At 45.1% G+C, this 26543-nt stretch carries 24 protein-coding genes; 16 read left to right on the top strand and 8 right to left on the bottom strand.

All coding sequences use genetic code 11. The annotated features are described in order from the left end of the window. Positions 1-160 precede the first annotated feature (160 nt). Positions 161-1969, bottom strand: a complete 1809-nt coding sequence (locus K0O23_RS15740) for a M61 family metallopeptidase (protein ID WP_219878399.1) — start codon at positions 1967-1969, stop codon at positions 161-163. A 94-nt stretch (positions 1970-2063) separates the two neighbouring features. Continuing rightward, on the bottom strand, positions 2064-2486 hold the full coding sequence (locus K0O23_RS15735) for a hypothetical protein (protein WP_219878398.1): 423 nt from the start codon (positions 2484-2486) through the stop codon (positions 2064-2066). Between the two features lie 276 nt (positions 2487-2762). Between K0O23_RS15735 and K0O23_RS15730 the strand changes: the two genes are divergently transcribed. The 3 genes from K0O23_RS15730 (at position 2763) to K0O23_RS15720 (ending at position 4936) form a co-directional block, all read left to right on the top strand. Then, positions 2763-3380, top strand: coding sequence for a C40 family peptidase (locus tag K0O23_RS15730; RefSeq protein ID WP_219878397.1), 618 nt, complete (start codon positions 2763-2765; stop codon positions 3378-3380). Between the two features lie 85 nt (positions 3381-3465). Next, positions 3466-3840 carry a hypothetical protein gene (locus K0O23_RS15725; RefSeq protein ID WP_219878396.1) on the top strand — a complete coding sequence of 125 codons (375 nt, stop codon included), beginning with the start codon at positions 3466-3468 and terminating at the stop codon, positions 3838-3840. Positions 3841-4483: 643 nt separating this feature from the next. Next, positions 4484-4936, top strand: coding sequence for a DUF2147 domain-containing protein (locus K0O23_RS15720; RefSeq protein ID WP_246597153.1), 453 nt, complete (start codon positions 4484-4486; stop codon positions 4934-4936). Positions 4937-5058: 122 nt separating this feature from the next. Here K0O23_RS15720 and K0O23_RS15715 read toward each other — a convergent pair whose 3' ends face one another. Then, positions 5059-5526, bottom strand: a complete 468-nt coding sequence (locus K0O23_RS15715; RefSeq protein WP_219878395.1) for a hypothetical protein — start codon at positions 5524-5526, stop codon at positions 5059-5061. Positions 5527-5692: 166 nt separating this feature from the next. Between K0O23_RS15715 and K0O23_RS15710 the strand changes: the two genes are divergently transcribed. Both K0O23_RS15710 and K0O23_RS15705 read left to right on the top strand, forming a co-directional pair. After that, entirely contained in the window at positions 5693-6295 is a 603-nt protein-coding gene (locus K0O23_RS15710) for a hypothetical protein (protein ID WP_219878394.1), read from the top strand. Positions 6296-6422: 127 nt separating this feature from the next. Continuing rightward, positions 6423-8942, top strand: a complete 2520-nt coding sequence (locus tag K0O23_RS15705; protein WP_219878393.1) for a gliding motility-associated C-terminal domain-containing protein — start codon at positions 6423-6425, stop codon at positions 8940-8942. Positions 8943-9151: 209 nt separating this feature from the next. Here K0O23_RS15705 and K0O23_RS15700 read toward each other — a convergent pair whose 3' ends face one another. Further along, on the bottom strand, positions 9152-9778 hold the full coding sequence (locus K0O23_RS15700) for a cytochrome c oxidase subunit 3 (RefSeq protein ID WP_246597152.1): 627 nt from the start codon (positions 9776-9778) through the stop codon (positions 9152-9154). A gap of 187 nt (positions 9779-9965) precedes the next feature. On the opposite strand from K0O23_RS15700, the gene K0O23_RS15695 reads away from it, so the two are divergent. The 8 genes from K0O23_RS15695 to K0O23_RS15660 all read left to right on the top strand — a co-directional run bounded on the left by K0O23_RS15695 (position 9966) and on the right by K0O23_RS15660 (position 19840). Continuing rightward, the gene (locus K0O23_RS15695; protein WP_219878392.1) at positions 9966-10541 is read left to right on the top strand and encodes a hypothetical protein; all 576 of its coding nucleotides are present in this window, start codon (positions 9966-9968) and stop codon (positions 10539-10541) included. A 42-nt stretch (positions 10542-10583) separates the two neighbouring features. Continuing rightward, complete coding sequence (locus K0O23_RS15690; protein ID WP_219878391.1) at positions 10584-12914, top strand: patatin-like phospholipase family protein; 2331 nt, start codon at positions 10584-10586, stop codon at positions 12912-12914. A gap of 546 nt (positions 12915-13460) precedes the next feature. Beyond that, positions 13461-13961 carry a DUF4920 domain-containing protein gene (locus K0O23_RS15685; RefSeq protein WP_219878390.1) on the top strand — a complete coding sequence of 167 codons (501 nt, stop codon included), beginning with the start codon at positions 13461-13463 and terminating at the stop codon, positions 13959-13961. Between the two features lie 143 nt (positions 13962-14104). Then, positions 14105-16114 carry an NAD-dependent DNA ligase LigA gene (gene ligA, locus K0O23_RS15680; RefSeq protein ID WP_219878389.1) on the top strand — a complete coding sequence of 670 codons (2010 nt, stop codon included), beginning with the start codon at positions 14105-14107 and terminating at the stop codon, positions 16112-16114. Between the two features lie 440 nt (positions 16115-16554). Further along, on the top strand, positions 16555-17586 hold the full coding sequence (locus tag K0O23_RS15675) for a sensor histidine kinase (RefSeq protein ID WP_219878388.1): 1032 nt from the start codon (positions 16555-16557) through the stop codon (positions 17584-17586). A 16-nt stretch (positions 17587-17602) separates the two neighbouring features. Then, entirely contained in the window at positions 17603-18346 is a 744-nt protein-coding gene (locus K0O23_RS15670) for a LytR/AlgR family response regulator transcription factor (RefSeq protein ID WP_219878387.1), read from the top strand. 187 nt (positions 18347-18533) lie between these two features. After that, positions 18534-19403, top strand: coding sequence for a 4-hydroxy-tetrahydrodipicolinate synthase (gene dapA / locus K0O23_RS15665; protein ID WP_219878386.1), 870 nt, complete (start codon positions 18534-18536; stop codon positions 19401-19403). A gap of 5 nt (positions 19404-19408) precedes the next feature. Continuing rightward, complete coding sequence (locus K0O23_RS15660) at positions 19409-19840, top strand: hypothetical protein (protein ID WP_219878385.1); 432 nt, start codon at positions 19409-19411, stop codon at positions 19838-19840. A 36-nt stretch (positions 19841-19876) separates the two neighbouring features. Here the strand turns inward: K0O23_RS15660 and K0O23_RS15655 are convergent, their stop codons facing one another. Continuing rightward, complete coding sequence (locus K0O23_RS15655) at positions 19877-20971, bottom strand: glycoside hydrolase family 113 (RefSeq protein WP_219878384.1); 1095 nt, start codon at positions 20969-20971, stop codon at positions 19877-19879. 239 nt (positions 20972-21210) lie between these two features. Between K0O23_RS15655 and K0O23_RS15650 the strand changes: the two genes are divergently transcribed. Further along, positions 21211-22059 (top strand): hypothetical protein, encoded by an 849-nt coding sequence (locus tag K0O23_RS15650; protein WP_219878383.1) that lies wholly within the window; start codon positions 21211-21213, stop codon positions 22057-22059. A 286-nt stretch (positions 22060-22345) separates the two neighbouring features. After that, a complete protein-coding gene (locus K0O23_RS15645; protein ID WP_219878382.1) occupies positions 22346-23449 on the top strand; it encodes a lysylphosphatidylglycerol synthase transmembrane domain-containing protein in 1104 nt (367 codons plus the stop codon). Positions 23450-23572: 123 nt separating this feature from the next. Here K0O23_RS15645 and K0O23_RS15640 read toward each other — a convergent pair whose 3' ends face one another. The 3 genes from K0O23_RS15640 to K0O23_RS15630 form a co-directional block, all read right to left on the bottom strand. Beyond that, the gene (locus tag K0O23_RS15640) at positions 23573-24121 is read right to left on the bottom strand and encodes an SRPBCC family protein (protein WP_219878381.1); all 549 of its coding nucleotides are present in this window, start codon (positions 24119-24121) and stop codon (positions 23573-23575) included. Positions 24122-24302: 181 nt separating this feature from the next. After that, on the bottom strand, positions 24303-24860 hold the full coding sequence (locus tag K0O23_RS15635) for a hypothetical protein (protein ID WP_219878380.1): 558 nt from the start codon (positions 24858-24860) through the stop codon (positions 24303-24305). A gap of 52 nt (positions 24861-24912) precedes the next feature. Continuing rightward, positions 24913-25596: a hypothetical protein gene (locus K0O23_RS15630; RefSeq protein ID WP_219878379.1), complete on the bottom strand. Its 684-nt coding sequence runs from the start codon at positions 25594-25596 to the stop codon at positions 24913-24915. A gap of 143 nt (positions 25597-25739) precedes the next feature. Here K0O23_RS15630 and K0O23_RS15625 point away from each other — a divergent pair, with 143 nt between their 5' ends. Next, positions 25740-26486, top strand: a complete 747-nt coding sequence (locus tag K0O23_RS15625) for a hypothetical protein (RefSeq protein ID WP_219878378.1) — start codon at positions 25740-25742, stop codon at positions 26484-26486. The last annotated feature ends 57 nt before the right edge of the window (positions 26487-26543 follow it).

Genomic DNA, 26543 nt, shown 5'->3' with positions numbered 1-26543 from the left:
GCTGCGCAAGGGCTGCCACAGAACAGGAAAGCGGTGCAGGAAAACTCCTGCACCGCTTTACCGCATCCGATTGGCACTGGCCAACCTCTGGAACATGCTCTATCTATCCCTCAATCAAAGTTCAGGATGATTCATGTTTGTGTGCCATAATTAAAGCTGGTTATGATTTTTCTATTGCTAACCAACTACTGTATACTTGCTGTTGCTCTGTTGTTGGTTTTGCTATACGCTCGAAGCGATACTGAACGCTGTTATCTTTTAGCATCGGCACCTCTAGCAGCATTAACTTACCGTCGCGTGTGACCAAAACCTCCAGCTTCTCTCCTACCTTACGGCCATTTACATACTGGTTAACATCTTCACCAACCCGGAAACCGTTTACAGCTATAATCTCATCATTCACATTTAGCCCTGCCTCGTAGGCACTTGTTCCGCGGTTCACATTGCGTACCATTACCTTACCATCAACCATAGCTGTTGTAGCACCCCAGCTGGAGCTTTCGCTGCCCTGGTTCGTATCTACCAGTTTCAGGCCTGCCGCCTCGAAATACTTGTTGTAGTCTGGTGTTTTTGTACCGTTTATATAATCCCTGAAAAAGGCATCCATACTTGTTCCGGCTATTTTTTCTACAGCCTCTTTAAACTCTTTCTCAGTGTAGCCTCTGTCAAGTTTCTTATAGTAGCGATCATACATATAGCGCATTACATCATCAAGACTTTTCTGTCCGTTTGTGCGTTTCATGATCTCCATGTTAAGCAAGTGGCCCAGCACGCCGCCCTTAGTATAGTAAGATACCTCTGCATTGTTTGAGTTCTCGTTGCGGCGGTAATACTTTATCCAGGCATCCAGGCTCGATTCTGCAACTGTCTGAACCTTGTTACCGGGCGTGTTCTCTACTGAGTTAATGGACCCGGCTACAATATCAAGGTAGCGCTGGGGAGAGGTAAAACCGGCACGGCGAACGATCAGATCGTCGTAATAACTGGTAATACCCTCTGACACCCATAAAAGGCTGGTATAGTTTTCCTGGTTATAGTCGAACGGACCAAGGGGCTGGGGGCGCAAGCGTTTCACATTCCATAGGTGGAAGTACTCATGGGCTACCAGGCTCAGAAAACCATTATAGCCGCTTTCTGTACCATAGTTCCAGCGTGATGTCTGCAAGGTAGTAGAGTTAAGGTGTTCTAATCCGCCGCCGCCGCGCTGCAAATTGTGCACGATAAACACATAACGGTCAACGGGTAGCTCCCCCATAATGGCGATAGATTCCTCTGCTACACGCTTCATGTCCTGCATAAGTTTTTCAGGGTTGTAATTGCCCTCTCCGTACATGGCCACTTCATGCGGTACACCGGCTGCAGTAAACGTGTATACTTCGTGGTTGCCAATCTCCAGAGGCGAGTCGGCTAGTATGTCGTAGTTTGGGAAAGTATAGGTAAACTGCCCAATACTTTTCAGGCCAGTTGATACTTTGCTCCAGCCGGCATAGGGTTTAACCACAAGTGTGCCGGCAGTCTGATGGTATCCTTCCGGATACATAAAAATGCTGGTACCGTTTACGTAGCCGTGCGAGGCGTCCAGAAAACTGGTTCTAACACTCATTTCGAAAGCGTACACATTGTATGTTGCACGAATAAGGTCTGCTTTATCTGCGTAAACGCGCCAGGTATTCTTTTCGATCTTTTCTGAACGTAGTTCCTTGCCGTCCTTATCAGTAGCCCGGAATCCCTCTACATTTTTAGCGAACTCGCGAACAAGGTAAGAACCGGGGGCCCAAACAGGCATTGTAAAATCGACATACTTCTTCTTTACCCCAGACAATTCTGCCTCTACTTTAAAGTAGTGCGTATGCGGCTCCGGCATAGAGAGTGTGTAGCGCAAACCAGCTGCAAAAAGAGACTGACTGCTGCTTAGTACAAAAAAGGTGAGAAGTAAAAATAAAAGTTTAAGTTGCTTATTTCTGAGCATGTTATCGGATTTTTATAAATTAAAGCTTTTGGCATTTTACAACAAATACCGTGCTTTTCAAAATCCTACCAGCTTTCTAAGCCTTACAAACGCATCATTTATTAATCGTAAACACCTCTTTATCAAGCCATGACAAAGCATCCTCTGGCTCGCAGAAAGTGTTCATGATAATAAAGGAATTATAGCTTTTTAGTCCAAACCTGCCAGCCTCCATGAGCAGTGCATGGTAGCACCTCTCTGAAAGTACAACAGCAACATAATTGTTAGTGCCCAAACTGCTCATGATCTTTGGAAACATACAGCTTTGCAGCCATGTCTCTTCCTCCTCATTTAAGCAACCTATCTCCCTGGCATCTAGTAGCCAACGTTTTACTTTATTCTCCTCTGCGCAAGCCAAAGCCTGCTTCATCCCCTCTTTAAACTCAATAAATTGTAGTCGCTTCGAACAGGTAAAGTGTAACCAGCCCTGTTCCTGATCAAACTCTGCTTTAAATGAGTCTGAATTGTAAATCAGCATATTTTTTTCATAGTTGAATGCACAAAATTAGCATTTTATAACCATACAATATAATTAAGCCTGTTTTTAGTTTAATTATTTAAAGTTTTTGTGTAAACATCCTGATTTTAAGGGTAAACCACATTTAAAGTCAGGTAAACTTTTCGCTATGCAAAATTTGTTCATTAGATTAAACCTAACTAATTGCATATCAAAATATTATAAGCCATAATGTTGAAAGGCCATCTTTGGCATGATATTTCCATTGGTATAGCTGAAAACAAACCTCCTTGAATTATGAAAAAGAACTTTGTCTTGATTTTGATGCCGCTGCTTATACTTGTGATACTTTTCTGGACCAGGGCGATTTATACTTTGATTCCGATGGATGCTGCTACTGCTGCAGCAGAGCACAATACAGCGCAACATAAAGCTGCATCAAAGTCTGAATTTATATTGGCTTCTTATACAGATAACACTCCTAAAACTAAATCAACCCCGGTAAATGCACGCGCTACAAACTCAATTGGCAACAGCGAGGAAATAATATCTTACGCCATGACTTTACTAGGCAGCCCCTACGTTTATGCAGGCATGAGCCCTGATGGTTTTGACTGTTCTGGGTTTGTAACATATGTTTTTGATGAATACGGCATTAATCTGCCCCATTCTTCGGCCATGCAGGCTAATGAAGGTGTACAGGTTGAAAAACATGAAGCCAGCACCGGTGACCTTGTAATATTTACTGGCACCAATCCGGGTAAGCGTGAGCCCGGCCACGTTGGTATTGTTATCTCAGCTCCCGGCGACACCATTGAGTTCGTGCACTCCTCGTCTAATGGAGGTGTAAAAGTAAGCAAGGTGCAAGGCACAAGATATGACCTGCGTTTTCTTGAAGTAAGAAGAGTGCTTTAATAGTACTTTATTTGCCCTAAAGTATAACACTTATGCTTTTTAACGTAAATAAGCCTAAGCAACGCCGCTTAGGCTTATTTACGTTATGGCACATCCTTACATCATCAACACTGTTAATGCACTTGTACTTATCATACTTGGTTTGATTGGTTATTTCACTAATCCTGCAAAGCCCCCTGTAGCCTTGTTGGCTCCATTCTTCGGATTCCTGCTTTTGGCCTGCACATACCATCTGCGTAAGCACAACCGTTTCGTTTTCCATACGGTAACAGCGCTAACACTTCTGGTTGCCGTGCTTGTTTTTGCACGCATAAACCCAAGCACTTTTACCTGGAATATGCGCAACATCCTGCTTTTACTGATGGGGCTTAGCTGCTTTGGAGCAGTAGCGTTCTATGTTTTTACGTTTGTGCGGGAAAGGCGGCTTGGCAACGATACAATCTACAAGGACGACCTGTAGACAAGAAGTATAAAAGTATTATAAAAAAGAAACACCTGATGCAGCCCGTCAAGATGCATCAGGTGTTTCAGGAATCCCTCAACTTCAGAGTAAGCGGCGTACTGTTTTACAGTATCACCATCCTAAAAAGAATCAGAGGTAACATCGCTATCTGCGCAAGCAGTAGCTATACTACTGCTTACTAAGCCTGCTCACCTTTAGAGTGAACAAAATTACCTAGGCTTACTAAGACGACCGATGGATTAGACATAGCACCTCCTTTCTCTTTAGTCAAACATAGACCCTGCATGTTTAGCAATAAATAACTGCACCCGATGCAAGGCTGTAGCACCCGCTACTTTACTCTTAAAGTTAAAAGAACGCTTAAAAGTTCACAAGGTTTTAGGCATTTTTTTGTGCTATTTGTTTGCCACCCCATAATCTCCTTTTAACCAATAAATTATACATAGCCAGATCATAAATAAACATGAATTTAGGTAACTGTTGCCCTTGTATTACTTAAAAGTAATAATTGCCTCTTATCCCCGCTTCATGAAAAAGAGTTAACAATATCTGAACTAATATTATTTTAAGTTTCTTATTATGTATAATTAAGTTATATTCTTTATATTTGGTTGGATAATACACCTAAACTTAACCACAAATGAAAAAGTACCTTCTTACTCTTGTAATGCTCATGTTGTTTGGAACATGTGCCTGGGCTCAGAAAATGTCTCCTATTGGCGTTTGGACAAATGAGGACGGAAAAGCCAAGTTCGAAATTTATAAGTGCAGCGGCGATAAGCTTTGCGGCAAAATCATTTCGCTGCGCGAACCTAACCGTAATGGCAAACCTAAGATGGATGACAACAACCCAAGCAAATCATTGCGCAACCGTCCGTTGATGGGTCTTGAGTTCTTAAAGGGCTTTGAATACGAGGGTGACAACAAATGGGACGATGGCACCATCTACGATCCGGAGAGCGGTAAAACTTACTCTTGCTACATGAAAATGATCGGAAAAGACAAGATGGAGGTTAAAGGCTATATTGGCATCTCGTTGATAGGAAGAGCACAGACCTGGACCAGGGTAGACGATACAGCCTCGACTAAGTAAGAAAACGGTATACCTATAAATCAATAAAGGTTAGCATAAATGCTAACCTTTATTTTTTTCAACCCTTTACCATACCTATAACTTACAAGTACTGTAAAAGGTTATGGCTAAAAGGGCTTTTCTTAATTTACCAGCAGTATTTTATAAGTTTTGTCGCGAAAAGTAAACGTTTCGCCTGCTGTTTTACCTGCCATGGCCTTGAATATAGGAGACATGCCGGAAATTGCAAAGTATGACTCTCCGTCTACTTTTAACTCTCCAAGGCTTACACCTATAAAGTAATTTTGCAATTCGGTGTGCACTACGGCCCCCAATGATATATCATGATTTACTTTTGTGGCATTGATGCGGCGCAGCAATGCCATCGTGGAGATAAGTTCATCTAGCTGCCGTGCATACAAATCGCGCTGTATCTGGCAGTTTTCCCTGAACGACTCAAATTTGTCTTCCATGGCACCATCGTGCTCATTGGCGCTACTCTGTGCTTCGTCCATAGCGTCTTTGGCAGCCTTAATCTGCCCGGTAAGAATCTGAATGCTCTCCTGGAGCAGGCGTTTCTTTGTTTCTAGTTCTTGTGTCAGCATTTCCATAGTCTAGTCTGCCGTTTATCGGAATAAAATCTATTTATTTGCCGGGTTAACAGGCCCGGCCTTATCTGTTACAACTATTAAACTTTAAAGTAAGGAGATTCCTGCTAATGGGGATAACTCTCATTAAACTATTTACAGGAAATTATGTTTATGAGTAAATTATCAAATGCCATTTAACGATTTTTTAACCCGTTTGTTTGGTTTCGGAAATACAGCGCACTCATGCAGTACCATACGCCGTTCCGGAAAGCAGCTTTCAGCCTATAAACAATGGGTGGCTGCAAAGGTGTACCTAAACTGGACCGGCCCTTTTTTTAAAGCATACCACTATAAGAAATGCAATATAAGCTCGTCCCCTTTTCGGGTTCAGATAATAAATGAGTCGAACCTGCAGGGCGCTATCTTATTTTATGATCCGGTAATCGGGGCACAGAACTTTACCTTTTTATTTGACCTGCTAAACGAGCGCGTACAGCAACTAGGCTACAAATTACACAGCGCCGATACACGGCAAATATGCCATAAGCGATACCAGGAGCAGATAGAGCGGTATGTGCTGACTCCGCCAGCGGCTAATGTACCAGGCACCGACCTGTGCAACCAACTTTACGGTAACATTCACATTGATAGTGTTGTAATAAACAAACTCCCCGGATACATCCGTTTCGTGGCTAATACGTATACCGATCCATACTTTAGCAAGCCGTTGCCATTTATGGAGCTGCTAAAAAGCGTTCTGCAGCCCAACGAAGAAAAAAGCTTACATTAAAGCTGATGACAGATAGCCTAACGGACAGTTAATCACAATTTTTATATCGGGCTGTCTTTTTTAAATGTCATATCTTTTAAATACATTTAGTCAGGCAATATAAAACTGTACCCATAATGTTGTGCCCATGAAACTACGTTTACTGCTGCTGGCGTTTACTCTATTAATTTGCGCCAACGCCTACGCAACGCACATAGTTGGAGGCGAGTTTGAGCTAAGGCATATTATCAACTATAACTACAGGCTTACCCTAAACTTATACTTTGATGATGTAAACGGCAGTCCTGGCGCCCTGGACCAGTCAGTAACTGTTAATTTTTTTGAGAAAGGCACTAACCGCCTTATGCTTACACAGGTAATGCCCTACCGATCGAGAACGCCTGTTAACTACACAAACATTGAGTGTACTGTAAGTGAGCTCAGAACAAGCAAGATCGTTTACTTCGAGAATATTTTCCTGGATCCGAATAGATTTAACAGCCCTGCCGGTTATTATGTAACCTGGGAGCGCTGTTGCCGCAACCGTACTATAAACAACATTGTAAGGCCCGAAGATGCCGCTCAAACCTTTTACATGGAACTGCCCCCGGTGGTTAAGAACGGACTAGCCTTCCGTAATTCCTCCCCTGTTCTTTTTCCGCCATTGAGCGATTACGCCTGTGTAAACGAGCTTTTCTATTTTGACTTTAATGGCACAGACCCTGATGGCGACTCTCTGGTGTATGACATGGTTACACCACTAAACGGTTATACTACACCAGCGATGCCTGTTTATACCATAACTCCCAGGCCTGAGCCCTACCCTCCTGTAACCTGGTTACAGGGCTATAGTGCAAACGTGCAGGTGCAAGGCTCTCCCCCAATGAATATTAACCCAAAAACAGGGCAATTAACCATGCGGCCAAACCAGAAAGGTCTTTTTGTTTTTGGTATCAGGTGCCAGGAGTTCAGGGGCGGAGTGAAAATTGGTGAAGTACGCCGCGATTTCCAGGTGATGGTGCTCGATTGCCCTACAAACCAGACACCAGTTGTTTCGGTGCGGGAACAGGGCAAAACAGAGAATTACAAGCAAGGCGATGTTTTACGTTTAGCCGCCGATGGCAACCGCTGCATTGATGTGTTGTTCACGGACCCGGACAAACCTGAATTTGTGGCGCTGCGTGCCTTACCAGTTAACTTCAGCGCGCAGGGATTTACACTGCAGGGAATTACCAGTGGCACAATTAACCAGGGCACTACAACAAACGAGTCGCTTAAGGCAACCCTTTGCTTCGACGAGTGCTTTGATACTGAAGGCAAAGTATACCAGCTAGACCTGATCGTGCGTGATGATGGCTGCAGCTTGCCGCGCCAGGATACTGTAAGGCTAAGTTTTGTGATAGACCCGCTTCCGGATGCACCTCCTACTGTCTCGTTATCTACCCCTGACAGGGTCTTTAATGTAAAAAATGGTGATGTGCTCACATTCGATGCCTTAGGCTTTGATACAGACAATGACAATGTGACCATTACGGCCACTGGGCAAAATTTTGATCTGGCAACCCAAAGTATAACTTTTCAGCCTAGAACAGCTGCCGGGCAGGTCAGTTCCCCGTTCAGGTGGGATATAGATTGTAAAGCCTTACAGCAATCATACAAGATAGATTTTACCGTAAATACCACGGTTTGTAATGAAGTTATCAGCCGGAAAGAGACCATTGAAGTAAGACCCGACAACACAAACAATGTACCCGCCATAAGCTCTGATAAGCAGGTAACGGTATTTAACCTGCAGATAGGTGAACCTTTTTCGGCCAGGATTTTCGGAAATGACATTGACCTGCACAAACTTGCATTGCAGGCTACTGGGGATGGCTTTAACCTGGCTGATGTAGGCATGACCTTTACAAGCACAGGCAGCGAGGGCACAGCGGAGGGTATTTTTAACTGGACAGCCACCTGCAACGATTTTAAGCAAAGCATAAGGCGCGTAACATTTACCCTAAAAGAAACGGCTTGTGTGCCTTCTCCGGATCAGCAACTGGTTTTTGAGTTCAGGATTACGGCTCCTAATAATGCCCCTACCTTTACCACTGATAAAAACGTGCTGGTGTTTGACCTGGACCTGAACGAGAACTTTGAGGCAAACATGTTTGGCCGCGACATAGACCTGAATGCACTTACTATGAGTGCCGCCGGTGAAGGCTTTACTCTGGATGAAATGGGAATGGTCTTTAACAACAAGGATAGCAACGGCACCTCGGATGGTAAATTTACCTGGACGGCTAATTGCATAGGCGCAGAGAAAGGAACGCTCAGAGTAACCTTTAACTTATCTGAACAGGCCTGTAACCCTTCTTCTGATCAGCAAATCACGATGGAGTTCCGTGTTAAAGTACCTGTAATCTCAGATTATGTGCCGGCAAATATCTTTACGCCAAACGGCGATGGCCTGAACGATTTCTTTGAAATACCAGCTTTGCCTTCTGACTTTTGCACAGCCCAGTTCGCTAGCATAAAGATATTTAACCGTTGGGGCAAAGAGGTTTTTGCCAGCACCAGCAACGCGTTTAAATGGGATGGTAAAGGCGTGAACGACGGCGTATACTTTTATGTGATCGATTACCAAACAAGCACTTACAAAGGCTCGGTAACACTAGTGAGATAAGTGCAAAGTATAAAAAGCAGAAGCCCATACTTTAAACTGGTATGGGCTTCTGCTTTTTATACTTTTATCGGTTGAGTGCTTTATACTTTTTACTTCGCTTATACATTTGATCTTCTTGCAATGAATGCCACAACAATGCTTATGTTACGCGCCAGGTATACTTTCTAATGATTTGGGATACGGCTGCTAAGCATTATTAAAACAGCGGCTTAAGCCATAAAAAGGAACACAATGTAAAGTCCTAACCAAAGAAAATCCATGAAGTTCCAGTAAGTGCGCAGCATTGAGAGCTGCATGCTGCGGTATGGGTCACGGATAAAGATAAGGCTGCGAACCCCGTCTGCTGCCACGTGTGCCGTTTTAAAGAACAGGAAAGAGAGAAATATAAGGCCGCCTAATAAGTGCAGAATATGGAGTGCAGAAATAAGGTATAGATACGTACCGGAAGCCTTACCGGAAAAATAAACCCCGGCCCTGGTCATTTCATTCCAGCCGATAAGCTGCGCTACTATAAAAAGTATACCCAAACCTAATGTCATGCCTAAGTAACGGGTCATGCGGTTTAGTTTGTCTTTGCGGTATATCCGGGGTATTTTGCTTATTGTGTAACTGCTAAACAAAAGTATAAGCGTACTGATGCTGAAAAACTTTGGCAACTCAAAACTCTCATTCTGAAAACCTCCTGTACGGGCAAAAGCAACCACCAGAATAAAGAACAACACCCCGATCCCGATCATACTAAGGAACAACAACACCCGAATAGGGTGCATCCTCTCCATTTTTCTGAATGCTGAGAGTTGTTTTGTGTTTACTTTATTCTTCTTGTCAGGATCCATTTTATACTTCCCACTAGGGCTTAAGCAAGCGGCCAGCGCCAGGATTAGATAATACTATTACGGTTAGTACTTTATACCGTACCTGTCTAAGTATAGTTTTGTATTTATATCATTTAATTTAAGTGCATTCCGGCAATTACCTTTCTGATCTGAAATCCGTTATAGGAATATATACAAACAACTACTTATGTCGAAATCTCTACTTTATAACACCATACTTGTATTGTTGTTTACGTTTGTCATCACTAAAGGTCAAGCACAATCCAGATCAAACTACACCAGCGACAATAGAGTAACGGTTACCCTGGACGGCCTTACTCAGGCCTACACGTTTACATCTAACGACATGCTGGTGCGCTATAACAGCACCACGCAAAAAATAGAATGCATCCTGAACGTTGCCACCCTGCTACCTACAAACGATACGGCACCGCCTGATATGGCATACGATGTGTTTTTTGGGGCAAAATACCAGGATCTGCTTTTCTTTATTGATGCCCCTGTTGAGAAGGTGAACGGCAGCCGTCTTTTCCCGGGAAATGTAAACAAGACAACCACCATTACGTTGCAAGGCGTCACAAAGCAAACTGTAGTGCCATTGGCGCTGACGTCCGACAGAAACGCTATTGTATTTAATACCAGCTTCGATCTCAGGCTGGATAATTTTTCGGCCAGTGTACCTGTGCAATATTTTAACCTGCTCACGGGGCGGGTTGTTATTACAATAAGTAATGCCAAGTGGGTAGGCATTAATATCCACTAAAAGTATAAACCAACATCTGCAGCACGCGCTTAACACCCTACTATGCAGCAAGCATACTCATCACCCTGCATCAAAACATGGCTCATGGGCATCTTGTCTGTGCTATTGCTATACTTTTGTACAACTAGTGTTAGTGCCCAGAGAGTAGCCGTTGTTTTTAGTGGCGGTGGTGCCAAAGGTATTGCGCACGTAGGGGTGTTAAAAGCCCTGGAAGAAAACAATATTCCTGTTGATTATGTGCTGGGAACATCAATGGGTGGAGTCGTAGGCGGCCTGTATGCTGCTGGTTACTCTCCCAGTGAGATAGAATACCTTTTTAACACCAAAGAGTTTCAGGACTGGGCCCGTGGCCGCACAGAGGATACCTATACCTACAACTACGCCTCCCCTGATATAAGTCCCTCCTTTCTTCACTTTAACCTTTCGCTGGATTCCACTTTCCAGATGCACCTGAACTCGAGCCTGGCAAACGGTGCCTCGCTTAACTTTGCTTTTGCCCAGTTGCTGGCACAGCCCTCTGCCAAAGCAAAGTATAGTTTCGACAAGCTCATGGTGCCATTCCGAAGTATAGCTTCTGATATTTATACCCAGCAGCAGGTGGTGCTCAGCAAGGGTCAGCTATCAGATGCCGTACGCGCCACCATGACAGTGCCTTTAGTGTTCCGGCCAATAAGGGTAGAGAGGCGGTTGCTGTATGACGGGGGGCTCTATAATAACTTTCCGGTGGATGTGGCCAGATCAGAGTTTAAACCAGACGTGGTGATCGGGGTAAATGTGTCGCCGAAGACCTACAATGAATACCCCTATGGTAAAGACGACTTTGACCTGCCCCAGACCCTGTACTATGCCATGCTCTCCAACAGCGACTCTACTGCCCTGGGCAAGCAGGACATTTATCTGCAGCCCAACACCGGCAACCTAACTGCCCTGGACTTTAATGAGGTAAAAACCCTTTTTGATGCTGGCTACAATGCTGCCCAGGAAAAGATGGAGGAGATCAAACGCAAAATAGGCAGACGTGTGACACCAGAGCAAATGTCGGCCAAACGGGAGGAATTCAGAAAGGGCTTCAGCGCCCTCTCGTTTCAGGAGATCACAGTGTCTGGCTTAGACGAAGCTCAAAGCGCGTACGTTCACAAGTTCTTCCGGAAAGAGGGTGATGTATATACTATGGAGGAAATCAAGAAAGGTTACTTCAGGTTGTCTGCCGTGGAGAGTTTTCGCAGCATCTACCCATCCATAGTCTATAACACAAGCAAGAACGCCTACGAGTTTAAACTGGACATGGAGCACGATGAGGCATTACAGCTTTCGGTGGGAGGTGTGCTGGCATCCAGGCCAATCGATAATATTTACGCTGGTTTTGATTACAGCCTGCTGCGCAAAAAACTTTATACTTTCTCTAGCAGTTTTAACACCGGCCGTTTTTACCAGGCAGCGAAAGCGCGTATAAGGATAGATGTGCCTGCACGCTTCCCCTACTACCTTGAACCTTCGTTCATGTACAACAACTGGAGCTACCTATCTACCAAAGGCTTCCTGCTAGACCGCGATAAGCTACCCTTTATTGAGCAGTCTGACAGAAACTTTAACCTAAGCCTTGGCTTTACAAACACCTACAAAGGCAAGCTGGTACTGAACGCAGGCTTTATCCAGACGATAGATCGCTATAGCAACCGCCTCGAGATACTGAGTACCGACACACTTGATAAAACCAACTTCAATGCGCTGTCTACTGGCATTACTTTTAAAAGAGGACATTTAAACCGGAAACAGTTTGCCTCGTCGGGCAGTATGCTTACAGCGTCTGCAGACTTTATACATGGCCGTGAAACACTACGCCCCGGCTCTACCAGCGCCATCACAAGCAAGCAACAAAGCAACCGGGAATGGTTTAAAATAAAAGCCACCTATGAGCAGTATTTCGGGGAACAGAAGCATAGGATCGGGTACATGCTGGAGGGCGTGGCTTCTAACCAGCCGTTCTTTATGAATTACCGTTCCACCCTTACATCAGCCGCTGCCTTTACCCCATTGCCCGATAGCAAGACGCTGTTTTTAGACAGGTACCGGAGCCACCAATACCTGGCTGGGGGTATAAAGTATATTTACCTTTTTAGCCAGCGTTTGGAAGGCCGCTTAGAAGGGTATGCGTTTCAGCCGTACAAACCGATTTTACAAAACAGAGAGCAACAGGCATACTATGGAGACCTCTTTAGAGGCACCTCTTTTATAGGAAGTACCAGTATGGTGTATCACAGCATTATTGGCCCCGTTGCCTTAAGTCTGAACTACTACGGCGACACTGCCAAAGAGTGGGGGCTGCTCTTCCACATCGGTTACATCATTTTCCAGGACAGAGCACTTGACTAAGTGTAAAAGTTCAAATAGGCATACTAAATTTATACTTAAACACAATACACTCATAGCACTGATTTTAAGAATAGTATAAACATGCTATAGATACAGAGGCAATATATTAGGCATCGTGGCATAATACAGCCTTGTCACTGTGTAATATTTGTGTAAAAAGGCTATTAAAGCCTTCCATGGCATGTTTTTGTAGATGTTTAACTACAGCAAAGTATAAGAGAAAAGGAAATAGCCCGGCATACAGGTTTACCTGCTAGCGGATTATTAAGAACGGTATACTTTCATTGGCATACAAATAACTGTTTCCAACTGATTATCACTATAATTAAACTACTTTATTTAAAGTTATAAATTCATTAAAAACCCCATCTCCTACTCTACTGCTAATTGGCAGGAATATATGTTAAAGTATAAATCCAGGCTCAGATTAAAGATGTTTACTATACCTTTTTAATCTGCTAAAGAAATATTTTATACTTATCGGCAGCGCCATACTTCAGCCAAATTCTATATCTTTACTTATCCAATAAAACCCTGAAGACCCAAATGAAAAAGACCATTCTTAGCTTGTTTGCAGTTGCCACGCTTGTTGCCTGCAACCAGACAAAACCAACTGCCGATGCTACCGAGCCTGTGGCTACAACCGAAGAGGCAGCAGACAATACCTACGGCTCCGGCTTTGCTGAAGAAAATGTTGTAAGTGCATCTCAATTGCAGACCCTTGTACAGGACAAAGATTCTGTAGAAGCCGTTGTAACTGCAGAGGTGGTGGAAAGCTGCCAGGCTAAAGGATGCTGGATGGATGTAAAACTGGCCGACAACAGCACCATGAAAGTTACCTTCCGCGACTATGGTTTCTTTTTACCGATCGAAGACCTGAAAGGACGTACGGTAGTGTTTACCGGAACGGCTAAGCGTGAAGTTATTTCTGTGGATGACCAACGCCATTATGCACAGGATGCCAGAAAATCAAAAGACGAAATAGCGGCTATCACTGCCCCCAAAGAAGAGCTTCGCTTCGTAGCCGATGGCGTGATCCTGAAGTAAAGCATAAAAATCATACTTTGGCAGGCTCCCTTTAAAGGAGCCTGTTTTGTTTTAAGCCTGCTATACATGCTCAACAGTTTATAATCAAGCCTGATTTTTAGAAATCTCTTTCCTATTTTTACCGAAGTATAAACCGACTGATAATGGCCCCAGAGAAAGACCCGGCTCAGGAAATTAAAGAGCTAACCCACCGTATCAATTACCTTAACTACCAATATTACCAGAACAGCGTATCGGAGGTGTCGGACTTTGAGTTTGACGCCATGTTAAAGCGCCTGCAGGACCTGGAAGAGCAGCACCCTGACTTGCGCGACCCGAACTCTCCTACTCAGCGCGTGGGAGGTACCATTACGAAAAACTTTAAAACCGTTACCCACCGCTACCCGATGCTGTCGCTGAGCAACACCTATTCAGAGGAAGACCTGCGGGAGTTCGACAAGCGTGTACGTAAAGCCATCGGCGACGAGGTAGAGTACGTGTGTGAACAGAAATTTGACGGTGTAGCTATCAGCCTTACCTACGAGAACGGGCAGTTTGTACAGGGTGCCACCCGCGGCGACGGAACACGAGGCGACGATATATCTGCCAATGTGCGCACTATCCGCGATATTCCGTTGCAGGTGCATGGCCAGAACTACCCTGATCTGTTTGAAGTGCGTGGTGAAGTGTTTTTGCCCTTGCAGGTATTTGAAGAGTTGAATACAGAGCGCGAAGAGGCCGGAGAGCAATTACTGGCTAACCCACGCAACGCAGCCTCGGGTACACTAAAGCAGCAGGATTCCGCTATAGTTGCCAGCCGTAAACTAGGTTGCTTCTCCTATAGTTTCCATTGTAATAACAGCCCTTTCCAGACACATGCCGAGAGCCTGCAGGCCATTCAAAAGTGGGGTTTTAAGGTATCAGACACATGGCGCAAATGCGGCTCTATTGAGGATGTGCTTGCTTATATAAAGGAATGGGAAACAAGACGCCATGAACTACCCATTGCCACTGATGGCGTAGTGGTGAAGGTAAACAACTATAACCTGCAGGAAGAACTGGGCTTTACAGCTAAGAGTCCGCGTTGGGCAATTGCTTACAAATATCCGGCCATGAGCTCTGCTACCAAACTTATAGACATACAATACCAGGTGGGCAGAACCGGCGCTGTAACACCCGTGGCGCTGCTAGAGCCTGTACTTTTGGCCGGTACTGTAGTAAAAAGAGCCTCCGTGCACAATGCCAACGAAATTCAACGCCTGGACCTACGCCTCGGCGATACGGTTTTTGTAGAAAAAGGCGGTGAGATCATTCCAAAAATCACAGAAGTAGACTTTAGCAAGCGACCTGCCGACAGCCAGCCTATACTTTACCCTACTCATTGCCCTGCCTGCGGCTCTGAGTTGGTGCGCTCTGAAGGCGAGGCTAACTTTTATTGCCCTAACGAGAAAGGCTGCGAACCCCAGATTCGAGCTAAGCTGGAGCACTTTATCAGCCGTAAGGCCATGAACATTGATGAATTGGGCCCTAAAACGATTGAGCAACTCTACAAAGCCGGATATGTTTCTAATGCCGCCGACCTGTACGATCTGACACTGGAGCAACTGGCCGGCCTGGAGCGTATGGGTGAGAAATCTGCCAGCAACATACTCAAGAGCCTGGAGAAGTCAAAGGAAGTGGCTTATGACCGGGTGCTGTTTGCCCTAGGTATTCGCTTTGTGGGCAGCACCGTTGCCAAAAAGCTGGCAGAGCATCTGCCTGATATTGTAGCCCTACGTGGTGCCACGTACGAAGACTTGGTGGCCATAAACGAGATAGGTGACCGCATTGCCAACTCCATCATAGAATACTTCCAAGATCCGGAGCACGTGCAGCTGGTTGAACGCCTTCAAGCGGCGGGCTTAAAGTTTAAGGGCGAAATCTCTACTGTAGAAATGGAAAGCGATAAGCTGGCCGGCAATACGTTTGTGATCTCAGGCGTGTTTGAAAGTATAAGTCGCGAAGAGCTTCAGCAGCTGATAGCAAGCCACGGCGGCAAAGTGGTCTCTTCTATCTCGGCTAAGCTTAACTACCTGGTGGCCGGCGACAAAATGGGCCCGGCTAAACTGGAGAAGGCAAACAAACTGGGCATACAGATCTTGTCAGAAGATCAGTTTCTGCAGATGATCAGGTAGCGCATCTGTACTTACCATATTTAGAAAATGAAAACGCCAGGCTGCATAACAGTCTGGCGTCACTCATCTTAAACAAACAAACATGAATCTTAGGTAGTAGAACAGGGAAATATGGCAAAGCTTCCGGCGACACACCTTACCAAAGTGCTCACCGGCATACTATCTCTAGTATGGTTTTCATAATTTTATTCTGACTAACTGCATACAAAAGAATACAAATAGTTAAGGTAAAAAAATATACTATACCAAAACCCCTAAAGTATAGACGAAGCCCGCTAACAACCTGACAGTGCCGCTCTAGACACGTAAATATTTTATACAAAGCTCTGTTTCTACTTACCTAAAGCCGCACTAAATGAATTAAATTTTATACTTTGCTTATCTTTAAGGTATAAAGTCAGGTCTGGTTTCTATTATAAACAAAATTGCCTGTGAGCAGCATGCCCATTCCGATACCGGTTATATCACTAAAAAAACGCTACACCATAGCCATACATGTGGCTGTGTGGCTGATTTTTGGAACATGGATTTTTTACCTGGCTTCTTCCAAGCAAAGCATTACGCTGGGCAAAGCGCTTGACGTAGTGGTAGGACTTTTGTTTCCGGTAGGCGTTTTTTACTTTAACTGGTATGTGCTTATCTCTAAGTACCTGGCCCGTAACAAGATATTCCTTTACATAGCCGCTGTTGTAGCTACTTTGTTTGCCCTGGCGCTAATACAAGCCCCGATAGATTACTACATCTTCAGGAAGTATAACCCCAGTATGACTGAGCTGTACAGCACAGAGCGCTTGATACAGTATATGGTAAGCGGCCTTGTGGTGGTGTTTATTAGCTCGGCGCTAAAAGTTACCGGCAACTATATCCGGAACGAGCAGCTTAACAAAGAACTGGAAACCCAAAAACTTACCGCAGAGCTGGCTTACCTAAAGTCTCAGGTAAACCCGCACTTTCTATTTAACACCCTGAACAACATCTATTCGCTGGCCTACAAACAGTCGCCTGACACGCCTGATGCCATCATGAAACTGTCGCTGTTGATGCGCTACATGCTTTATGAAAGCAACGATACGCTGGTAAGCCTGGACAAAGAAGTAGACCATATCAAAAACTTCATCGATCTGCAGAAACTGCGCCTGCGCGAGCAAACCGGTATAAAGTTTAACATAGAAGGCGACCTGACAGGCAAGCAGATTGCCCCTATGCTATTGATGACACTCGTAGAGAACGCCTTTAAGCACGGCCTTGTAAGCAAAAATGAGATCGGGATTATACTTGACCTTATAGTAGAAAAGGACAGGCTTGTATTTAGCACAGTAAACAATACCAGTACACATAAAAAGCGTGAGTTCGGGGGCATTGGTCTTGAAAACCTGAAACGCAGGCTAAATTTGCTGTACTACAACCGGCACAAGCTTACCCTTGAAGAAAAAGACGGTACCTTTTACGCAACTTTAGCACTATACTTCTAACGATAATCACAAAACTATGACTATACGCTGCATTGCCGTAGACGACGAGCCCCTGGCCCTTGATATTATAGAGAGCTATATCAGCAAACTGCCTTTTCTGCAACTGGTTAAGACATGCTCCAGCGCTACAGAAGCAATGCAAGTGTTGCAGGAGGAACAGGTAGACCTCATGTTCCTCGACATCGAAATGCCCGAGCTTACAGGCATACAGTTCCTGAACATCCTCAAGCACCAGCCGCTTATCATTTTCACAACGGCCTACCCTGATTACGCTCTGGAAGGCTTTAACCAGGATGCTGTGGACTACCTGCTAAAGCCTATCCCCTTCGATCGGTTTTTGAAGGCTGTGACCAAAGCGCAGGAAAGATTACAGCGGAACGGCAAAGCCACAGAAGGCGGAGCTGCAAGCACTACAGCGCCACATGCACAGCAACTCGAACAGGATTTTATGTTTGTGAAGGCTGATTACAAAACTATTCGCGTAGACTTCCGAGATATACTTTGGATTGAAGGCCTGAAGGATTACATCATCATCCAGACAAGAGACCAGAAGATCATCACGCTGCTTTCTATGAACAAGATGATGGAAAAACTGCCGGAAACTAAATTCCTTCGGGTGCACCGGTCTTTTATCGTGTCACTCCAAAAAATAGACAGTATAGAAAAGAGCCGCATCAAAATAGGCAACAAAGAGATCCCGATCGGCGAAGTATACAAAGACCAGTTCCTGAAGTGGGTGGAAGAGAATAATATTCAGTAGGTGATTGCTAATTGATAATTGGTGATTGTTAAATATATGACGTGTCAGACAGGTCTTTTGTCCTTTGTCATAGAGTCCTTTATCATTAAATGAAGTGTCGTGATACATACTTCGTGATACGAAATACGAAGCGAATACTTGCAGAAACGGAGACATAGACAGAACTTTACGGTTCAGAAAATAAAGTATGATTAGAGAGAAATTAAGAGGAACGGGCGTGGCCCTTGTTACACCGTTTAAAGAAGACTTATCCGTTGATTACAATGCGCTAAAGAAACTACTAACTTTTGTGCTGGAAGGTGGCGTGAACTACCTTGTTATCAACGGCACCACAGCGGAGTCGGTAACCACTACCGCAGAAGAGAAGGCTGAAATATTGCGCGTTATCAAACAGCAGGTAAATGGCAAAGTCCCTTTGGTATACGGCATCGGAGGCAATAACACACAGCATGTACTGGACCTACTTAAGAACACTGACTTGGATGGTATTACGGCTATACTTTCTGTTAGCCCCTACTATAACAAACCATCGCAGCAGGGTATTTTCCAGCACTACACGCTTATAGCTAATAACTCGCCGGTTCCGGTTATACTTTACAACGTTCCTGGCCGCACTGGCAGCAATGTTACAGCAGATACCACGTTAAAACTGGCGCTGCACGAAAATATTATCGGTGTTAAAGAGGCATCTGGCAACCTGGAGCAATGTATGGCTATTGCCAAGCACAAACCAGCTGACTTTATGCTGATCAGCGGCGACGACCTGTTGACTGTGCCAATGGCTGCCTTTGGTGCAGAGGGTGTTATCTCAGTATTGGCAAACGCTTTCCCGGACAAGTTCTCTAGAATGATCGAGCTTGCCCTGAGCTACCAGTTTAAAGAGGCTGCTGCGCTTATGAACGATTTTGTAGACCTTAACCCGTTGATGTACGAAGAAGGCAATCCTGTAGGCGTAAAAGTTGTTCTGGAGCGTTTTGGCGTTTGTGGCCCTCATGTAAGGCTGCCGTTAGTAGATGCATCTGCCGGTTTAAAAGACAGGGTGTACAAGCTTTTGTAATTGTAATGAGCTTAAGAGCATTATTTAGCCTGTTGCTGTGCTGCTTCTTGGTATCTGCTTGCAATAAAGACGAAGTACCTTCAAGAGAAGAGCAGTTGCTTGGCAAATGGAATATAGTAGAGTCACGTATTAAAGTCTATAAAACTCACAATGGCAGTCAAACTGTGTATGTAGATAACACCTCCAGCTTTGAAAAAGGCAAATTTACAAAGGAACTGCTTGAGGGCGGTGTTTATATTGAGAACACGAACAGCACCAGCACTTGGGAGTTGATAGACAAAGGAAACAAGTTAAAGTTTACGTCGGATGCCCGTTTTACTTATGAGATTGTACTATTGAGCGGCACAACCCTTAAACTTTACAGAAAGTATACTTTCCCATCTACAAATACAGATATACATACAGAGGAAGAAACAATCCTTTTGGAGCGGATGTAATAATTTGTAATTTAATTATACAGAAAGGCCGGTTAACTACCGGCCTTTTTCATTTGCTTCGCCGTACCATCTTGCCATCACCTCTGCTGCGGGTTTGTTCTGTGGCGTGAAATCCAGGTGGTCGCGGCGGTTTTCACGCAGTTGCGGGTACCACTTCCAGATAAACGTACCGCCAAACCAGGGTTGCTGCCAAAACTGCCGGAACATGGCCTCATAAGCGTTTGCCTGGGTCTGCTCGGATAATGGTACCTGCTGCCAGTCTCTGCCGGGCCATTTCCAGGGCTCTATAGCGGCATCTGGTGTGCTTTTATAGCCTATCTCGGTAAACACCACAGGCTTTTTATACTTTGCCTGCAGCCTGGCAATAGCTGCCTGGTGCAACTGCCACCCATCTGTAAGTTCCGCCAGGCTTGGCTCCGATTTATCTGTCAGCGGGAAGTAAGCCTGTATGCCAATAAAATCAAGCGCGTCCCAAAACCTGATCTCCTCATACTCTTTGTACCAATTGGCGGCGTATGTCAGCTGGCCTTTGTACACTTTTCGGATTTCACGGATAAGGTTGCGCCAGTCTTGTTCGCGCCTCACGGCTGGCAAGTATAACTCTGTACCGATACAAAGGGCTTCTATGTTTTGTGCTTCGGCCAGGCGGGCAAAATGGAGTATGAAGGCGCTGTAATTGGCAAACCACTGCTGCCATTCCTCCTCTGTCTGCATCTCAATATCTCCGAGCCATTTGCCACTGTTGCGGTCCATGAGCCAGATGTGCGGCTTTAGCAATGTTTTAAGCCCCAGTTGCTTTGCCAGTTGGGTTGTGTGTATCAACCCTTTGTCGCGCTCACCCCAGTATACCCTGTTCCCACGGCTGATCGTTATCTCAGGTTCGTTGTAGGCTTTTTGCCAGCCGAAGGGTGTCTGGGCAATCCAGGAAACATGATGCTTTTTAAGCTGAGCCAGTTGCTCCACTGTTATAGAATCCCCGGCTACCCAGCTTACGCCTCTGAACCTGTGCGCCGGCGCCACTGCATCAGAAGTATAAAGCGTAGCAGGCGGCGTACCTAATCCTGCTGCCCCTGCCAATACCAGCAACAGTAAAGCCATAACACCCCACGGCAATAAGCTCTTCTTCATCATAAAACACTTACGTTCTGTACTGCGGCAGAGTATATATTTACTGTAGTACACCCTATCAAACAACTTAAACTACAAGTATAACTTAACACAAACTGTAAATTGATTTACAATAAATTATAGCAGGCATTATATAGTATTAAACTCTTTTAAAACCGGTATAGTTGCTGTGAGGTAAAATGAGCACACAGCTTATTTACCCGATTAATTTATTAATTTGTGGCCCGTAAACCTTTGCCCTTATGCGTAAACTTCTGCTACTACCGCTGGTGTTGTTCTTTAGCTGCAAGCAATCTGCTGATAAAGCTGTTACCGGCCCACCTACCGACCATGCTGTGGCCATAGAAGAAGATGAAGATGAAGCCGGCAAAAAAGAACATATATACATAGCTTACGAAGCTGATACCACAGACCTGGCACCCGAACCCGACACACCTCTAAAGTTACTGCTCGAGGGCAGTTTCCATAAGCAGGAAGTATGGCAAGGTGCCGAGAAGAGATCCTGGCTGGCCGTTTTTTATGAAGATGGCCGCTATTACCTGCGCCCTGCCAGCCTACAGGTTAAACCAACCTACGACCCTGTGGCCGACTCGGACCAGGAAATAAACGGCAAAAGAATTATTTCAGGCAGAGAAGTTATTAGCCAGGACTCTAATACTGTATTTTTCCTGACAGGGCTTGAGAAGTATAAAGAAGGTGAGCTTGATACTGTTGCCTTTACAAGTAACATCATCCCGGCTAATAAGACACTTACCTATACTTTTAAAGGCAGACCCTATAGCATTAAGGCTTACGGCGACAGCACACAACTTAGCGAGGGCAAGTACAGCTACAAAGATTACAGGTGGAAGGTGTCGGGTTCTAAAAAAGGAAAACGGATAGAGCAGACCCTGGCAGAAGACGAGCAGTTCGAGAAATCTATCTACATGCTGCTCTGGGCCGGCGACCTGGACCGCGACGGGGTTCCTGATTTACTGATTGACATCTCGAACCACTATAATATATCAACCATAGCGCTCTTTTTATCATCAAAGGCCGAGAAAGGTAAGTTGTACAAAAAAGTGGCTGTGTTTCAAACCATCGGCTGCTAAGCTGTATCTATACTTTCTCTAAAACATAGCTTTCTTCTCAACTTACCTAATCATGGGCTTCGTCCGTTATAAACGTCCTTTTACGGAATAGCACCAGCCTTAATGCACTAAATCAAGATCTCCAGCATTTAAAGGATAACAATTAAGCCTACCTTTCCTGGCGCTGTGCACTATACGCTTTGCCTGTAACCTCTTAATACAGCTAAAGCTTAGATGGTTTGCAGCACATTCACTAAATAGATTAAGGCAAAACAATTGTGGTCCGGAATTTGACCACGCATTTAGTATGGCGCTAACGCAACAGAACTTTAAAAAGCATTTTTCAGTCCCCCGGATACTTCTGCCCATACTTTTGGGTTTAGGGGTAATCGTGTATATGCTTTACCAGAACTACGAGCCCTCTCAATTAAGTACCTTACTAAATGCCAGCCCCTTTTGGATCGGGATGGCGCTGCTGGTACTTTTTGTCCGTGACTTTGGGTATATGTACCGCATCCGGTTTATAACTGATAAAGTACTAAGTTGGAAACAAAGCTTTAACGTGATCATGCTGTGGGAGTTTGCTTCTAGTGTTTTGCCTTCAGTTGTAAGTGGCTCTACTATTGCGGCCTATATACTTTTTAAGGAGAAAATTCCGCTGGGCAAATCCATTGCGCAGGTTATGGTAACGGCCATGCTCGATAATTTATACTTTGTGGTGGCCTTACCGCTAGTGCTGCTGTTTACAGGAGGCCAGGTTTTCCCGGAAATGGTAGGGCTAAACCAGACCATGCGCGAGGGCATTGCCATCGCTTTTTTTGCAAGCTACCTGATGATCACGCTCTATGCCTGCATCATGTTCTATGCCCTTTTTATCAATCCTAAAGGGGTTAAAAAACTAATGCTATATATCGGGCAGCTTAAACCATTTAAACGCTGGAGAGCTGCTTTATTTCAGCATGCCAACGAACTGCTGATTGCCTCGAAGCACCTGCGCACCAAAGATGCCTCCTTCTGGCTGCATGCCAGCATCTCAACTATCTTTGTATGGACGGCACGTTACGCTATCATAGGCTGCCTGATCGCTGCCTTTACACAGCTTGACTATCAGGACCACTTAGTAGTTTTTGCGCGAAACCTTGTGTATAAGATTTTACTTTTCTTGTCTGTAACACCTGGCGGAGCTGGTGTGGCAGAGATCTCGTTCCCGGCCTTTTTTGGGGTTTACCTGGGTGGTTTTACCGCGATCGTAGTTTTGCTTTACCGCCTGTTAACCTATTATTTATACTTGTTGATAGGAGCCATTGTGTTTCCGAGGTGGGTAGCAAGCAGGTTTAAACGCGAACATACTGAGCCGGCAGTTAAAATAAACTTAGAAGAAGCAAAGCCAGCAACTATCAAAATAGCATAGAAGCCATTCATGTACCCAACAAACCTGTCTTAAGTATCGCTTAGAATTCTGAATATCCTATAAAAAAGAGAGCCATCCTTCTTACAGGATGGCTCTCTTTTTTATAGGATATTCTTGTTCTGTTTACCTGGCTACTGCAGTTGGCTGTTCTACTACATTTCTTAGGTTTTCGAGGCCGCGCTCAAAGTCAGGGCCTAACATGCCATCCATCATCAGTCCAAAATATTTATTGATCGGGTTAGACCCCATATCCGCCTCCATGGTCCAGGTTACTTTTGTACCTTCCGGTGTTTCTTCGAAAAGATAATATGCAAGTCCGTCGCTTTCACCTTCAAACTGCATTTTAGTATCGATGCGCTGGTTAGGTACGCTTTCTGTAATTGTAAGTGAGCCGTTACCTACATTCGGGTGTATGCTGAACCAGTTATACTTTGCATCCTTGCCGCCGTCAGGTCCTTCGTAAGAAAGCAGCATCTGCGGATCAATTTTATGCCACGGAGACCACTTTTCCCAGTTTTGCAGCATGTTAACCTGCTCAAAAACAAGCGGTGTTGGTGCCTTAAGCACAGCAGTGCGCACAACTGTAACTTTAGATGGCAAAAAGAACGAGACTATTAGCAGCACTACTACCAGCGACAATAAGGTTAAGCCGATCTTTTTCAAAACTTGCATGAGGTTGTTGTGTTAGGTTGAACTGTTAAACATAGTAATAGTTTAATGTATATGCAACAGATGTGGTAACACATATAAAAAAAGCCGCAGCTTACGCTACGGCCTTTTCTCAGATGGAAATTTAATACTAATGTACTGCGTGTTATACGCATATGTTTCAGAAAGTATACATTTTTACTTGCTACCTCCCAAAATGCCCGTAATAGCGGTCTCCTACTCTGTTAACCCTTTCTCCTATTCCATACCTGTCGTCTTCAAAGTCCCGGAAGGCGTCTTCATTGCCATAGGAGGCATCGTGTCGGTAACCATGGTTTCCTCTGCTATCCATGCTACGGTACATATCGCCTTCTTCCGGGTTATCATAGTTAGGGTTGTAGCCCATATTATAGCTATAATGGCGCTGCTGGCCTGCATAAGGCCCCTCGCCGGCACGCGGGAAATGCCCCATGGTGTCCAGGTCATTTTCAGCTGAACGTGGCAGGCCATACTCCTCTGAGCGCGGCTGAGCAGTGTAGTTGCTGATATCATACATTTGTTCATAGCGTTCATCACGCATGCCTACTTCTCCTCCTCTTCTGCCATATTCACGGCTTTGCTGCCTGCGGTAATCCTGACCAGGCTCATGTTGCGTATCGCCAAGGTATGCATGGCGCCTTCCCTGGTAAGGTCCACTGTCACGCTGCCCTTGGCTGTATTGTTGGCTATAGCTGCCATAGTTCATTTCTCTGTTGTCTCTCATTATTATAATAGCTTAAAGGTGCCCCACTGATGCCGGCACCTGTAGTTACAAATTATCGGTTGCCTCTTTTGCCCTTTTGCTGCGATTCGCTTTGCCAGCGATCCATTTCGCTGTTGTAGCTGCCTTCGCCATAATGAGTAGCTCCCGGGGTATAATTACGGTCTGCAAAGCCTCCGCTATAGTCGTTATCGTAGTTGCGGTTGCCCATTTCGTAGCGTCGGTAAGACTCATAATCGCCCATAGAGCCGCGTGCCCAGTTATCGTTGTCGCGTCCGGAGCGCACATCATGCCCAAAGCCTTCATCAGCTATTCTGTACCTGGTATGGGGTTCGCGGTTACTCCGCATATCACTATAGTCCTGATCGCTGTAATCTGCGCGGGCATCGTAGTGGCGTCCGGAGTTATAACCGTCGTTGGGTACATAGCTCATGCCGTAGGGGTTGTCAGACTCGCGGTTACGTCTGGTAAAATCCTCACCGGCATACTGGGCGCCTCCGGGTGCAAAGCGGCCTTCTCCGGACATCTGGCGGTAGTCAGCATTTTCGTTGAAGCTGGCACTGTCGCCGAACTGACTATACTCGTTTCGGCCATAGCCTCGGTTAAAGTGCGTATCTATAGTATAGTTTCGCCGGTCTGAATTTTCGCCCTGGTGGTGACCATGCAACCAACGTGCATCAGGGTCTCCAGCTCCATGCTCCATATTATCACGTCGTTCATATCTTCTGTTGTCTCTCATAGCTTAGGTTTTATATAGGTTAAACTCAATTACATACCTTATTACGGTAGGATGCAGCACTTTGGTTAACTGCACGGTATTGTTGTTCCTAAACCCAAGCCAGCTTCATGCGTTAAAAGGTATAACCAAAACAGAAAAAAAGCATGGAAGGAAAAGATAGATATGACAGAACAGGTAACCCTGAGCACCGAAGCCAATACCGGAATAACGAGCGCCGGGTAGATGAGGACATGTATCGCGGGGCGTACCGTTTCGATAACAGCAGTGACCATAGAAATGTAAGCACCTGGGACTGGAAAAGAGACAGAGACCGCAGTCAGGGCGACTATAACCGTAACTACAATCGCGACTATAATCAAAATTATAACAATGATTATAACCGTGATTACAACAAAAGTAACCGTCGCGCAGAAGAGAGTGGCAGCAAGCGTGATCATGAAAGAGACTGGAGTGGCCAAACTCACAGTAACCGTGGCGGCTACGACGCAGACAACTATAATACAGACAGCCATTACCGCAACCAGGGCCGCTCTTACCGCTCAGGCAATAGCAGCAACTGGAACAGACCACGGCATGAAAGCGATCACGACCATTACAACTATCGCAGTGTAAGAAGCCGTATGGATGACCGCGACAGATTTGTTGGCGGCAGCAGCAATTTTAACGCTAACTACGGACCTGACAATTACGGACGTGGCGGTGGAGAGAATTACGGTAACATGGCCGGCTCGCTGAGTTTTGGCTATGATGGCACCAGTAACTACGACCCGGACTGGAACAGGCAATACGACCCTTTGAGCGGCCACAGGCAAAGTTATCACGGCCACTACACCAGCCGCCACCCAGATCCAAACAGAAACGACTTTGATGAAAATTACGAAAACAGCTAGCAGTTAGCAGAAACAAGAGCAAATCAGGCTCTACATACATTTTAACTAAATTTAAGA

This window comes from Pontibacter aydingkolensis, assembly GCF_019443125.1.
Lineage (GTDB): Bacteria > Bacteroidota > Bacteroidia > Cytophagales > Hymenobacteraceae > Pontibacter > Pontibacter aydingkolensis.
This window is presented reverse-complemented; position numbering and strand designations above follow the sequence as displayed.